Below are 12,641 nucleotides of genomic sequence, written 5' to 3' on the forward strand. Positions count from 1 at the left end.
TAAATATAATTGAAAATGATAGGGCTACGATTTTGGTTACAAGTTTGAAACATGTTATGCTTATAGAGTAAGAAAAGAGTTGAACATATTTTAATAGGGATAATAGATTTTTATTCACTATATACTAGTTAGTAGGGAAGCGTAGTTATGGTAGAAGAGAAAATAGAAAGTTTTCTAAAAAACAAAAAATTTACATTAACAGGGAAAAGGTTACTTGTTGGTGTATCGGGCGGACCTGATTCATTGGCCCTTCTAAATTATTTATGGGAAAAACAGTCTCAACATCATTTTTATTTTGTTGTTGCCCATGTTGATCATATGTTTAGAGGGACTGAATCATTTAATGAAGCAAAGTTTGTAGAACAGTACTGTGAGGATAGAAAGATACCATTTCGAATGACAAGAATAAACGTACCCGAATATATGAAGAAGACGGGGAAAAGTTCTCAAGTTTCTTCAAGAGAATGTCGTTATCAATTTTTTGCAGAAGTAATGGAGGAACATCAGCTTACATACGTAGCCTTAGCCCATCATGGGGATGATCAGATTGAAACGGTATTAATGAGATTAACTCGAGGAAGTTCAGGTTCATCCAGAGCAGGTATACCCTTTATAAGGCCCTTTAATAATGGATTTATCTTCAGGCCCTTTCTATGCCTAAGTCGAAAGGAAATAGAGCAATATTGTATAGAGCATGAGCTAGAGCCTCGGCATGACCCCAGTAATGAAAAAGATGACTATCTCCGAAATAGGTACCGTAAATATGTGGTTCCTTTCTTGAAACGCGAGAATTCACATGTACATGAGCACTTTCAACGATTTAGTGAAGACCTTCAAGAAGATGAACTGTTGCTACGTGAATTAACCATTCAAAAAATGAAAACAGTATGGAAAGAAAAAAAACATAGTAAAATAACGATTGATATCGATGCTTTCCAAGTGATCCCTATGCCTTTACAAAGAAGAGGTATTAAACTAATATTAGACTATCTTTACAAAAAAAGACCAGCATCCTTATCGGCTATACATATTGATCATTTCTTTTCTTTAATTGAAAGTAGTCATCCTTCAGGAAGGTTAGATTTCCCATCAGGTTTAAAAGTCATTCGTTCCTATCAAAAATGTCATTTTCTTTTCCATAGTGAAAATAAAGAAGGCTTTCGATTTGAATTAAGTGAACCTGGAGATTGTATCCTTCCTAACGGGGACTCAATCAACCTCCGATTTACAGATAGCGATCTACAGGAAAATAGTCTCTACTCCATTCTTTTAAATAAAGAGGATGTGTCTCTTCCAGTTATTATTAGGACAAGGCAACCAGGCGATCGTATGAGTTTGAAAGGAATGGAAGGAACAAAAAAGGTTAAGAACATCTTTATTGATGAGAAAATCCCTGTTGGTGAAAGAGAAAATTGGCCTGTGGTTACAGATATTCATAACCGCATTATTTGGCTTCCAGGATTAAAGAAATACCATGAAGCAGATGCTGTTCATCAAGATAAAGATTATATTCTTCTGACATATAGGCGAAAGAACTAGAATAAAGGGATATCGCAATGTCTTGGATAAATCAATTCCTAGGTGGAGAAACTTTGAATGAAAGAAACAAACTAAATGATACATGAATAGGTTCTGAAATGAAGCATTGATCATCTAGGGGGCATACTTAATATGAAAAACGATATTGAAAAGGTATTAATAACAGAAGAAGAACTGCAAGAAAAGGCAAAAGAGTTAGGTACGCAATTGACAGAGGATTACAAGGACCGATTTCCTCTTGCAGTAGGTGTTCTTAAGGGATCTATGTTATTTATGGGTGACCTTTTGAAACGAATCGATACTCAACTTGAAATGGATTTTATGGATGTTTCAAGCTATGGAAATTCGAGGGTTTCTTCCGGAGAAGTAAAAATTATAAAGGATTTAAATACTTCTGTTGAGGGACGAGATATCCTCATTATTGAAGATATTATTGATACTGGTTTAACGTTAAGTTATTTGGTCGAGTTATTCTACTATCGAAAAGCAAAGTCTGTAAAAATTGTTACTCTACTTGATAAACCAACAGGAAGGAAAGCAGATATTAAAGCCGACTACGTTGGATTTATTGTTCCAGATGCATTTGTTGTTGGTTACGGCTTAGATTATGCAGAAAAATATCGTAATCTTCCATATATCGGTATATTAAAGCCGCGTGTATACAGTAGCGATGTGTAATAGAAGCCAGATAAGGACAGTCTATACCATATTTATGAATAAGCTTGGTTTAAGAAGTGTAAATTCTTGTATTAGTATGATTTTCTATGGTACTATACACTATAGTTTGTTGACCGTGGGAGGAGGTAAGGGATGAATCGGATTTTCCGCAATACCATCTTTTATTTATTAATCTTTTTAGTCATTATTGGCGTTGTTAGTTTTTTTAATAGTGGTAACCAGCCGACAGAAAATATCTCTTATGATAGGTTTATTGATCATCTTGAGGATGGTGAAGTAACATCTCTAACAATGCAACCAGAGCGTGGTGTGCTTGAAGTACGGGGACAACTTGAAGGATATGATGAAGGTAAGTTTTTCATCACTTATGTATCGAATACTGACAGTGAAGTTGAACGAATCAATGATTTATCTGACAATTTTGAACTCCAAAAACTACCAGCTAAAGAAACAAGCGGATGGGTAACATTCTTTACATCTATTATTCCGTTTGTCATTATCTTTATTTTATTCTTCTTCTTGCTTAATCAAGCGCAAGGTGGAGGAAGCCGAGTAATGAATTTCGGTAAAAGTAAGGCCAAGCTTTATACCGAGGATAAGAAGAAAGTTCGATTTAAAGATGTGGCAGGTGCCGATGAAGAGAAACAGGAACTTGTCGAAGTCGTTGACTTTTTGAAAGATCCTAGAAAGTTTGTCGAGCTAGGTGCTAGAATTCCAAAAGGGGTACTTCTTGTTGGGCCTCCTGGTACAGGTAAAACATTACTTGCTCGTGCAACAGCAGGAGAAGCGGGTGTTCCATTCTTCTCTATTAGTGGTTCAGACTTCGTTGAAATGTTCGTCGGGGTTGGGGCTTCGCGTGTCCGAGACTTATTTGAAACAGCTAAGAAAAATGCTCCTTGTATTATTTTCATTGATGAAATTGATGCTGTGGGTCGTCAGCGTGGTGCTGGACTAGGTGGTGGACACGATGAACGTGAGCAAACACTTAACCAGTTACTTGTTGAGATGGATGGCTTTGGAGGAAACGAAGGGATCATTATTATTGCCGCAACAAACCGTGCGGATATTCTAGACCCAGCACTTCTACGTCCAGGACGTTTTGACCGTCAAATCACAGTTGATCGACCAGACCTTGCCGGTCGCGAGGCTGTATTAAAGGTTCATGCGCGTAACAAGCCTTTAGATGAACATGTTAATTTAAAATCAATTGCACAACGAACTCCAGGCTTCTCAGGTGCAGATCTTGAAAATCTTCTAAATGAAGCTGCACTTGTGGCGGCACGTCGAGACAAGAAGAAAATCGATATGCTTGATATTGATGAGGCAACAGACCGAGTGATTGCAGGACCTGCGAAAAAGAGCCGGGTTATTTCCAAAAAGGAAAGAAATATTGTTGCTTTCCATGAAGCTGGACATACGGTTATTGGATTAATTCTGGATGATGCAGAAATTGTTCAAAAAGTTACCATTGTTCCTCGTGGTCAAGCAGGTGGTTACGCTGTAATGCTTCCTAAGGAAGACCGTTACTTTATGACTAAACCTGAATTACTTGATAAAATAACCGGTCTACTTGGTGGTCGTGTCTCAGAGGAAGTTGTTTTTGGTGAAGTGAGTACGGGTGCTCATAATGACTTCCAACGTGCGACAGGAATTGCTCGTCGTATGGTAACGGAGTTTGGAATGAGTGATAAACTTGGACCTCTGCAATTTGGTCAGGCACAAGGTGGTCAAGTATTCTTAGGTCGTGACTTTCATAATGATCAAAATTATTCGGATGCGATTGCCTATGAAATTGATCTTGAAATTCAGCGGATTATTAAAGAGTGTTATGAAAAAGCAAGAAACATATTAACAGAACACCGTGACACGCTTAACGTCATTGCTAACACTTTACTTGAAGTAGAAACTTTAGATTCAGAACAAATTAAGCATTTGGCTGATCATGGAACGCTTCCTGAAAGAAAAATCGGGACGGATAAGAATACTGATGCTTCCACTGATAATGTAAAAGTGAACATTAGTAAGAAAAAAGATGAAACGACAGAAGAAACAAATCTGGTTAGTGAGAAACATTCTAATCAAGATGAAACTTCAGATACTAAAGATGAGAACTTAGATAATCGTTCATAATTTCTAAAAGGCGCTCCTAATCGAGCGCCTTTTTTCTATACAAAAAGGGAATTTTATTCAGTTAAGTACAATGCTCGACTATTGACAATCGAAGTATTAAAGTGTGCTATTCTTTTCGTTGTTTCTGATTACACAGTTAAAAGCTATTTGTGTTATGATGTTTGCAGTGTAAGCGAATCATATTAGAAAATGTGGTGAATGATGATGATTTTTGTATTTGATGTTGGTAATACAAACACGGTTTTAGGCGTGTACAAGGGTGAGGAACTAATCCATCATTGGAGAATTGAAACGCATCGTAATAGAACAGAAGATGAGTATGGGATGGTAATTAAGTCACTATTTGACCATGTTCACTTACCTTTTGCAGATATAGATGGAATTATTATTTCTTCGGTAGTACCTCCTATTATGTTTGCATTAGAAAGAATGTGTCAAAAGTATTTTCATGTTAAACCATTTGTAGTTGGACCAGGAATTAAGACAGGCTTAAATATTAAATATGATAATCCAAGAGAAGTTGGAGCCGATCGTATTGTGAATGCTGTTGGAGCTATTCATGAATATGGAAGTCCATTAATTATTGTTGACTTTGGTACGGCCACAACTTATTGCTATATTAACGAGGCGAAACAGTATTTAGGTGGGGCTATTGCACCGGGAATATCGATCTCAACAGAAGCTTTATATACAAGAGCATCTAAGTTGCCTAGGATCGAGATTATGCGTCCTGATGGAGTAGTAGGGAAAAATACAGTTTCTGCTATGCAATCGGGAATTCTCTATGGTTATGTGGGGCAGGTAGAGGGAATTGTAAATAGAATGAAGGCAGAAAGTAAACAAACTCCTACGGTCATTGCGACAGGGGGGCTTGCAGGTCTCATTTCTCAGGAATCAACAATCATCGATATTATTGATCCATTTTTAACTTTAAAAGGATTACAGCTTATTTATAAACGAAATGTGGAGAGTCTAAAAAATAGTTGAGAAATAGGGCTTTTTAAAATGAAAGGAGTAAATAAATGGAAGATTATTTAGTGAAAGCAATAGCCTATAGTGGGCAAGTGCGTGCATATTCTGTTTGTAGTACAGAAACAGTAAATGAAGCGCAGCGACGTCATTATACATGGCCAACTGCATCAGCTGCCTTAGGAAGAGCAATGACAGCAACGGTGATGATGGGAGCTATGTTAGCAGACGAGGATAAATTAACCGTAAAAATTAACGGCGGAGGACCTATTGGAAATATTTTGGTCGATAGCAATGCAAAGGGCGAAGTTAGAGGCTATGTTTCAAATCCCCAAATCCATTTTGATTTAAACGAACATGGAAAATTAGATGTCAAAAGAGCAGTTGGAACAGACGGGATGTTATCAGTTGTAAAAGATATTGGACTACGTGACTTTTTTACGGGGCAAGTTCCAATTGTATCGGGTGAATTAGGGGAAGATTTTACTTATTATTTTTCCTCATCTGAACAAATTCCTTCGGCTGTTGGTGTTGGGGTACTTGTTAATCCTAACAACTCCATTCTAGCAGCTGGGGGATTTATCATCCAATTAATGCCAGGTACTGACGATGAGACGATCACAAAAATAGAAAAACGTCTAACAGAGATTCCTCCCATTTCAAAACAGATTGAAAAGGGCTTGTCGCCGGAGGACTTATTAACTGAAGTTTTGGGAGAAGAGCAAATAAAATTTCTTGAGAAATTCCCTGTTTCTTTTACCTGTACCTGTTCAAAAGAGCGATTTGGTAATGCGATTATTGGCCTTGGTAAAAAAGAAATACAAGACATGTTGGATACTGATGGACAGGCCGAAACGCATTGTCACTTTTGTAATGAAAAATACCTTTATACAAAAGAGGAGTTAGAAGAGTTAAAAAAGGATGCTAACTAAGTGTAAGTAGTCGATAATAAAGTTACTTTTTCCCATCAAAAAGATTGACAATTCCTGAAAATGCTGATAAATTTAAATTAAACCAATATAAATAGTCGGAATAAGAAAGGGTGCTAAAATTATGGCGCGTATTGTCAATTCAGTTACTGAGCTTATCGGTCAAACACCAGTAGTAAAACTTAATCGAATCGTTGATGAAAATAGTGCAGACGTTTATTTGAAGTTAGAATATATGAATCCTGGTAGTAGTGTAAAGGATCGAATTGCACTTGCTATGATTGAAGCAGCTGAGAAAAGTGGTCAATTAAAACCAGGTGATACGATCATTGAGCCTACAAGTGGAAACACTGGAATTGGCTTAGCTTGGGTCGCAGCAGCAAAAGGATACAAAGCGATTTTAGTTATGCCTGAAACAATGAGCATGGAGCGTCGTAACCTTCTTCGTGCATATGGTGCAGAGCTTGTACTAACACCTGGACCAGAAGGGATGAAGGGTGCTATTAGTAAAGCGGGAGAACTAGCAGAAAAAAATGGCTATTTCTTGCCACAACAGTTTGAAAATGGAGCAAACCCTGAAATTCACAGAAATACAACAGGTAAAGAGCTTGTTGAACAATTTGGAGACCAATTAGATGCATTTGTTGCTGGAATTGGTACTGGTGGAACCATCACAGGTGCTGGTGAAGTACTAAAAGAAAAATATAAAGATATTAAGATTTATGCAGTAGAACCAACTGATTCAGCAATTTTATCCGGTGGAAAACCAGGTCCTCATAAGATCCAAGGGATTGGAGCAGGATTTGTTCCAGAAGTGTTAAATGAAGAAGTCTATGATGGAATTATTCAAGTAACGAATGACGAAGCATTTGAAGCCTCTCGTCTTGTAGGAAGAGAAGAGGGCATCTTAGGTGGTATTTCTGCTGGAGCAGCTGTACATGCTGCTTTAAAGGTTGCTAAAGAGCTTGGTAAAGGAAAAAAAGTTGTCGCTGTCATTCCAGATAATGGTGAACGCTACTTAAGTACTGCTTTATATCAATTTGATGGGCAATAAGATTAATTGATAAAAGAGGCTGACCATAGGTTAGCCTCTTTTATTTTGTAGGCTGTGTTAATGATTATTGTTGATAAATAGCCTTTAGTGTATGCGGCCATGTGTTTGATTCAATATGAATCACTCAATGGGTGCGTATACTAAAGGTCATTAGAGCATTAACACGATTGTTTAACACAACCATTTTGTAAAGAGATTTAATTGATTACTTTGAAACGTAAATTTTCCTTTTTTGCACGGTTATTATATCATAATATGATAGTATAGGTTTTTTCCATGGGGAAAGAAGAAAAGCTACAACTAACTTGAACTATCAAGAGGGGTGTTTATATGTCAGATAAGATCATTCACTGCGGTCCTTACAAACTTGATTACGATAAAAAAACATTGATTATGGGCGTTTTGAATGTAACTCCTGACTCTTTTTCAGATGGCGGGAAGTATAATCAAATCGATCATGCTGTTCAAAGGGCTATGGAAATGGTTGAGAACGGAGCCGATCTAATTGATATCGGAGGGGAATCAACACGTCCAGGATATACTCCTATTTCAGTGGAGGAAGAACTTAATCGGGTTATTCCAGTAATAGAAGCTATTACAAAGGCTGTTCCTGTACCGTTATCGATCGATACATTTAAATCGGGTACAGCTAGAGAGTCGATTAAAGCTGGTGCCCATATTATTAATGATATTTGGGGGGCAAAGGCTGATCCCAATATGGGTAAAGTCGCTGCAGAATTGGCTGTTCCTATTATTCTTCAACATAATCGTGACAATCAAGAATATCAATCTTTTTTTCGCGATTGTTTAAACGATATGTATGAAAGTATTGCTATTGCCAAAGCAGCTGGAGTGAAAGATGAACAAATTATTTTAGATCCAGGTATCGGATTCGCAAAAGATTATGCTAGAGATATTGAGATGATGCAAAATCTTGATAAGTTTGTAGCATTAGGTTACCCCGTTTTATTAGGGCCTTCTCGTAAAAGAATGATTGGAACAGCCCTTGATCTCCCTGTAAATGAGCGAATGGAAGGAACAGGTGCTGCTGTTTGTTATGGCATCGAAAAGGGTTGTCACATGGTCCGTGTTCATGATGTAAAGGAGATAAGCCGAATGGCTAAAATGATGGATGCCCTGATGGGAAAGGGAGATGTAATTGGATAAAATTCATGTTAATAAAATAGAGTTCTATGGTTATCATGGGGTTTTACCTGAAGAGACACGTCTCGGTCAGCGATTTATAGTTGATTTAATGGTTGAGACAGATTTAAAAGAAGCGGGATTGTCAGATGATATAGAGCAGTCCATTAGTTATGTCGACCTATATCAAGTATGTAAAGAAATAGTTGAAGGTACACCGTACAAGCTGATTGAGGCGGTTGCGGAAAAAATTTCTGATCAAATATTAGAACGGTTTTCTAAAGTATTATCAGTAACGGTTAAAGTAATTAAACCTAATCCTCCAATTCCAGGACATTACGAGTCTGTTGCAGTGGAAATTAAAAGGAGTCGGCTATAAATATGGAACAAATAGCTTTTATTTCCCTTGGATCCAATATGGGAAATCGGTTCATTTTGTTAGAAGAAGCCTTAGTGAATTTGCAAAATGAATACCCAATTGAGGTGGTAAATGTTTCATCTATTTATGAAACAGACCCTGTTGGATATGAGAATCAGGATGTGTTTTTAAACATGGTAGCCCAAATAAGGACTAGCTTGGCACCTGAAGAATTGCTGGATGCCTGTCTAAAAATAGAAAAAGAACTTGGAAGAAAAAGGGGTATTAGGTGGGGGCCAAGAACAATTGACCTTGACATTTTGTTGTATAATGATGAAAATATGATAACTGAAAGGCTTGTTATTCCACATCCTCGTATGCATGAAAGATCATTCGTTATGATTCCACTAATAGAAATTTGCCCCAATATCACGCTACCGGCAATGAAACAGCCATTGTGTGAACTGGCAGATCAGTTATCTGATAGAGAAGGAGTTCGGATATGGAAGCAGAGAAATGGGGAAGACGTATTCGCGCTTTTCGCAAATTGAAGGGTTTTACTCAGGAAAATTTTGCAAAGGAATTAGGTATTTCTGTCTCTGTTTTAGGTGAAATTGAAAGAGGCAACAGAATGCCAACTGATGAATTAATTGAGCAGATTGCCGTTGTGCTTCATATAAGTAAGAGTGAATTAGCTCCACTTAAAGAGGATTAGTCACTTTAAATAATAGTTAGGGGGTTACTATATGTTCAAAATAGGCGATATTGTTATGAAAAATCCAGTTGTATTAGCTCCAATGGCCGGTGTATGTAATTCAGCTTTTCGCTTAACTGTTAAGGAATTTGGTGCGGGGCTCGTGTGTGCTGAAATGGTAAGTGATAAAGGGATCTTATATAAAAATAAGAAAACAATGCATATGCTTTACATGGATGATCGTGAAAAGCCGCTTAGTTTGCAGATTTTTGGTGGAGAAAGGGATTCCTTGGTTGAAGCGGCTAAGTTTGTTGATGAAAATACAAATGCTGATATTATTGATATTAATATGGGATGCCCAGTACCGAAAATTACAAAAGTTGATGCAGGAGCGAAATGGCTTCTAGATCCCAATAAAATATATGAAATGGTATCTGCTGTTGTAGATGCAGTAGACAAACCAGTGACAGTGAAAATGCGTATGGGTTGGGACCCTGATCATATTTACGCAGTCCAAAATGCTCAGGCTGTTGAACGCGCAGGCGGGAAAGCTGTTGCCCTTCATGGTCGTACTCGGGTACAAATGTATGAAGGTAAATCAAATTGGGATATTATTCGTGAAGTTAAACAATCTGTTAATATCCCAGTTATCGGAAATGGAGATGTGCAGACTCCACAGGATGCAAAGCAGATGCTTGAGGAAACGGGTTGTGATGGAGTGATGATCGGTCGAGCTGCCTTAGGAAATCCATGGATGATTTATCGAGCCGTTAAATATCTGGAAACAGGTGAGTTAATGGGCGAGCCATCTGTTCGTGAAAAAATGGATGTGTGTGTACTCCACCTCGATAGACTTATTGATTTAAAAAACGAAAATATCGCTGTAAGAGAAATGCGTAAGCATGCAGCGTGGTATTTAAAGGGAATTAAAGGGAATGCTGGAGTTCGCAATGCCATTAATGAGTGTGATACAAGAGAACAAATGGTTAACTTATTATATGGATTAGTGGAAGAAAAAGAAGGAATCGAAATGCAATCACAAGTGGGATAACTATTTTTAAATAGAATGGCTATGTTCATGATTCATGTTGAAAATTTGCCTTTGGTGTATGTGGCCATTTGTTTTATTCAATGGAATAACTTAATGGTCATGTATACCAAAGGTATTTAAAGGATCAACAATATTGTTTAACAAAGCCAATAGAATAAAACTGCCAGGACCATTTAACTGGCAGTTTTATTCTATTTTAGGAAGTTTCACATAATAACTTTTATGATTGCGGTAATTTGTGTAGAATGATATAGTATGCAAAAATTTAAACTAATTACTAGGATAGCTTACATACACTGATTTATTATAGGAGATGAATAGAAGATGAGTCATGAAGAATTAAATGACCAACTACAAGTAAGAAGGGAGAAACTAAGTCAATTACGTGACAAAGGATTAGATCCATTCGGTAAACGTTTTGATCGTTCTCACCTTACTTTGGAATTAGTAGAGAACTATGCAGAATTGGAAAAAGAAGATATTGAAGAAAGAAAGATCTCGGTCACGCTTGCTGGTCGTGTTATGACAAAGCGGGGAAAAGGAAAAGCAGGATTTGCTCATATAAAAGATTTAAGTGGACAAATTCAAATTTATGTTCGAAAAGACGCAGTTGGAGAAGAACAATATGAAGTATTTAATATGGTTGATTTAGGGGATATTGTTGGGATAGTAGGTAAGCTTTTTAAAACAAAAGTTGGTGAACTATCCATCAAAGTGGAAAGTTTTGAATTGCTTTCAAAATCGTTACGCCCCTTACCAGATAAATTCCATGGTCTTAAAGATGTTGAACAACGATATCGTCAACGTTATTTAGATTTGATTATGAGTGATGAAAGCAAGCAAACATTTATGACGAGAAGTCATATTATCAGATCTATTCGCAATTACCTTGATAACAATGGTTATTTAGAAGTAGAAACACCAATGTTGCATGCCATTGCAGGCGGCGCTGCGGCACGTCCGTTTATTACTCATCATAACGCTTTAGATACCGAGTTATTCATGAGGATCGCAATTGAGTTGCATTTAAAGCGCCTAATTGTTGGTGGACTTGAAAAGGTTTATGAAATAGGTCGTGTATTCCGTAATGAAGGAGTTTCAACAAGACATAATCCTGAATTTACGATGATTGAACTATATGAAGCATATGCTGACTATCGTGATATTATGGCGCTAACGGAAAATCTGGTTGCACATGTAGCCCAAGAAGTTTTAGGAAAGACAACGATTCAATATGGTGAATATGAAATAGATTTAAAACCGCAGTGGAAAAGACTGCATATGGTTGATGCAATAAAAGAATATACAGGTGTAGATTTTTGGCAAGAGATGAGTGTCGAAGAAGCAAAACAATTAGCACGAGACAATGATATCCAAATTAAAGATAATATGGATTATGGACATATTGTAAATGAATTTTTTGAGCAAAGAGTCGAGGAGAAGTTAATTCAACCTACTTTTATTTTTGGTCATCCAGTTGAAATCTCCCCTCTCGCTAAGAAAAATGCTGATGATTCGCGATTTACGGATCGGTTTGAATTATTTATTGTGGGTCGTGAACATGCAAATGCATTTACAGAATTAAATGATCCAATTGACCAACGCGAAAGGTTTGAAGCCCAGCTTAAAGAGCGTGAGCAAGGTAATGATGAAGCTCATGAAATGGATGATGATTTCATTGAAGCGTTAGAATATGGAATGCCGCCAACTGGTGGTTTAGGTATTGGTATTGATCGTTTAGTGATGCTTTTAACAAATTCACCATCTATTCGTGACGTATTATTGTTTCCGTCTATGCGTCATCGATAATTATTAAGTAAAGCCATTTTCCTTAAGATATCTGTAATCAGATGTTATAGGAGAATGGCTCTTTTTATCTTTTTGATAGAAATACATTGTATTTTATCTATTATCCTGGTATATTAATATCTGCTGCTGAAAAAACAGCATGTTATGCTGAAAATTGATTTAAAAAAGTTATTGACTTTCAGAAATTAATTTGATATTATTACTAAGTCGTCAAGAGGCGAATGGAAAATTGTTCTTTGAAAACTAAACAAAGCAGAAACGTCAACGTTTTAAATTTTAGTCTTTTT

General features: G+C 36.9%; 12 protein-coding genes. All 12 read left to right on the plus strand.

From position 1 onward, the window contains the following. Positions 1–147 precede the first annotated feature (147 nt). The 12 genes from tilS (at position 148) to lysS (ending at position 12,354) form a co-directional block, all read left to right on the plus strand. On the plus strand, positions 148–1,539 hold the full coding sequence (gene tilS, locus JMM81_RS17760; protein WP_256242900.1) for a tRNA lysidine(34) synthetase TilS: 1,392 nt from the start codon (positions 148–150) through the stop codon (positions 1,537–1,539). 132 nt (positions 1,540–1,671) lie between these two features. Next, complete coding sequence (gene hpt, locus JMM81_RS17765; protein WP_256242901.1) at positions 1,672–2,217, plus strand: hypoxanthine phosphoribosyltransferase; 546 nt, start codon at positions 1,672–1,674, stop codon at positions 2,215–2,217. A gap of 132 nt (positions 2,218–2,349) precedes the next feature. Then, positions 2,350–4,347, plus strand: coding sequence for an ATP-dependent zinc metalloprotease FtsH (ftsH, locus tag JMM81_RS17770; RefSeq protein WP_256242902.1), 1,998 nt, complete (start codon positions 2,350–2,352; stop codon positions 4,345–4,347). Positions 4,348–4,551: 204 nt separating this feature from the next. Then, positions 4,552–5,334 (plus strand): type III pantothenate kinase, encoded by a 783-nt coding sequence (locus JMM81_RS17775; protein ID WP_256242913.1) that lies wholly within the window; start codon positions 4,552–4,554, stop codon positions 5,332–5,334. Between the two features lie 35 nt (positions 5,335–5,369). After that, the gene (hslO, locus tag JMM81_RS17780) at positions 5,370–6,248 is read left to right on the plus strand and encodes an Hsp33 family molecular chaperone HslO (RefSeq protein ID WP_256242903.1); all 879 of its coding nucleotides are present in this window, start codon (positions 5,370–5,372) and stop codon (positions 6,246–6,248) included. Between the two features lie 121 nt (positions 6,249–6,369). Continuing rightward, on the plus strand, positions 6,370–7,299 hold the full coding sequence (gene cysK, locus JMM81_RS17785; protein WP_256242904.1) for a cysteine synthase A: 930 nt from the start codon (positions 6,370–6,372) through the stop codon (positions 7,297–7,299). 330 nt (positions 7,300–7,629) lie between these two features. Continuing rightward, positions 7,630–8,466, plus strand: coding sequence for a dihydropteroate synthase (gene folP, locus JMM81_RS17790; protein WP_256242905.1), 837 nt, complete (start codon positions 7,630–7,632; stop codon positions 8,464–8,466). Beyond that, complete coding sequence (gene folB, locus JMM81_RS17795) at positions 8,459–8,821, plus strand: dihydroneopterin aldolase (protein ID WP_256242906.1); 363 nt, start codon at positions 8,459–8,461, stop codon at positions 8,819–8,821. Before folP ends, folB begins: the two co-directional genes overlap by 8 nt. Positions 8,822–8,823: 2 nt before the next feature. Further along, on the plus strand, positions 8,824–9,351 hold the full coding sequence (folK, locus tag JMM81_RS17800) for a 2-amino-4-hydroxy-6-hydroxymethyldihydropteridine diphosphokinase (RefSeq protein ID WP_256242907.1): 528 nt from the start codon (positions 8,824–8,826) through the stop codon (positions 9,349–9,351). Continuing rightward, positions 9,303–9,515 carry a helix-turn-helix domain-containing protein gene (locus JMM81_RS17805; RefSeq protein WP_256242908.1) on the plus strand — a complete coding sequence of 71 codons (213 nt, stop codon included), beginning with the start codon at positions 9,303–9,305 and terminating at the stop codon, positions 9,513–9,515. Before folK ends, JMM81_RS17805 begins: the two co-directional genes overlap by 49 nt. Positions 9,516–9,546: 31 nt before the next feature. Continuing rightward, a complete protein-coding gene (gene dusB, locus JMM81_RS17810; RefSeq protein ID WP_256242909.1) occupies positions 9,547–10,545 on the plus strand; it encodes a tRNA dihydrouridine synthase DusB in 999 nt (332 codons plus the stop codon). Positions 10,546–10,869: 324 nt separating this feature from the next. After that, entirely contained in the window at positions 10,870–12,354 is a 1,485-nt protein-coding gene (lysS, locus tag JMM81_RS17815) for a lysine--tRNA ligase (protein ID WP_256242910.1), read from the plus strand. The last annotated feature ends 287 nt before the right edge of the window (positions 12,355–12,641 follow it).

The sequence above is a fragment of the Bacillus sp. V3B genome (assembly GCF_024494465.1).
GTDB lineage: Bacteria > Bacillota > Bacilli > Bacillales > Cytobacillaceae > Bacillus_BD.

What these genes read in the sequence shown, in the direction of transcription:
- cysK (WP_256242904.1), top strand. Translation starts at nt 6,370, where the DNA reads ATGGCGCGTATTGTCAATTCAGTTACTGAGCTTATCGGTCAAACACCA.
- hpt (WP_256242901.1), top strand. Translation starts at nt 1,672, where the DNA reads ATGAAAAACGATATTGAAAAGGTATTAATAACAGAAGAAGAACTGCAA.
- JMM81_RS17805 (WP_256242908.1), top strand. Translation starts at nt 9,303, where the DNA reads ATGGAAGCAGAGAAATGGGGAAGACGTATTCGCGCTTTTCGCAAATTG.
- folP (WP_256242905.1), top strand. Translation starts at nt 7,630, where the DNA reads ATGTCAGATAAGATCATTCACTGCGGTCCTTACAAACTTGATTACGAT.
- folK (WP_256242907.1), top strand. Translation starts at nt 8,824, where the DNA reads ATGGAACAAATAGCTTTTATTTCCCTTGGATCCAATATGGGAAATCGG.
- ftsH (WP_256242902.1), top strand. Translation starts at nt 2,350, where the DNA reads ATGAATCGGATTTTCCGCAATACCATCTTTTATTTATTAATCTTTTTA.
- JMM81_RS17775 (WP_256242913.1), top strand. Translation starts at nt 4,552, where the DNA reads ATGATTTTTGTATTTGATGTTGGTAATACAAACACGGTTTTAGGCGTG.
- hslO (WP_256242903.1), top strand. Translation starts at nt 5,370, where the DNA reads ATGGAAGATTATTTAGTGAAAGCAATAGCCTATAGTGGGCAAGTGCGT.
- lysS (WP_256242910.1), top strand. Translation starts at nt 10,870, where the DNA reads ATGAGTCATGAAGAATTAAATGACCAACTACAAGTAAGAAGGGAGAAA.
- dusB (WP_256242909.1), top strand. Translation starts at nt 9,547, where the DNA reads ATGTTCAAAATAGGCGATATTGTTATGAAAAATCCAGTTGTATTAGCT.
- tilS (WP_256242900.1), top strand. Translation starts at nt 148, where the DNA reads ATGGTAGAAGAGAAAATAGAAAGTTTTCTAAAAAACAAAAAATTTACA.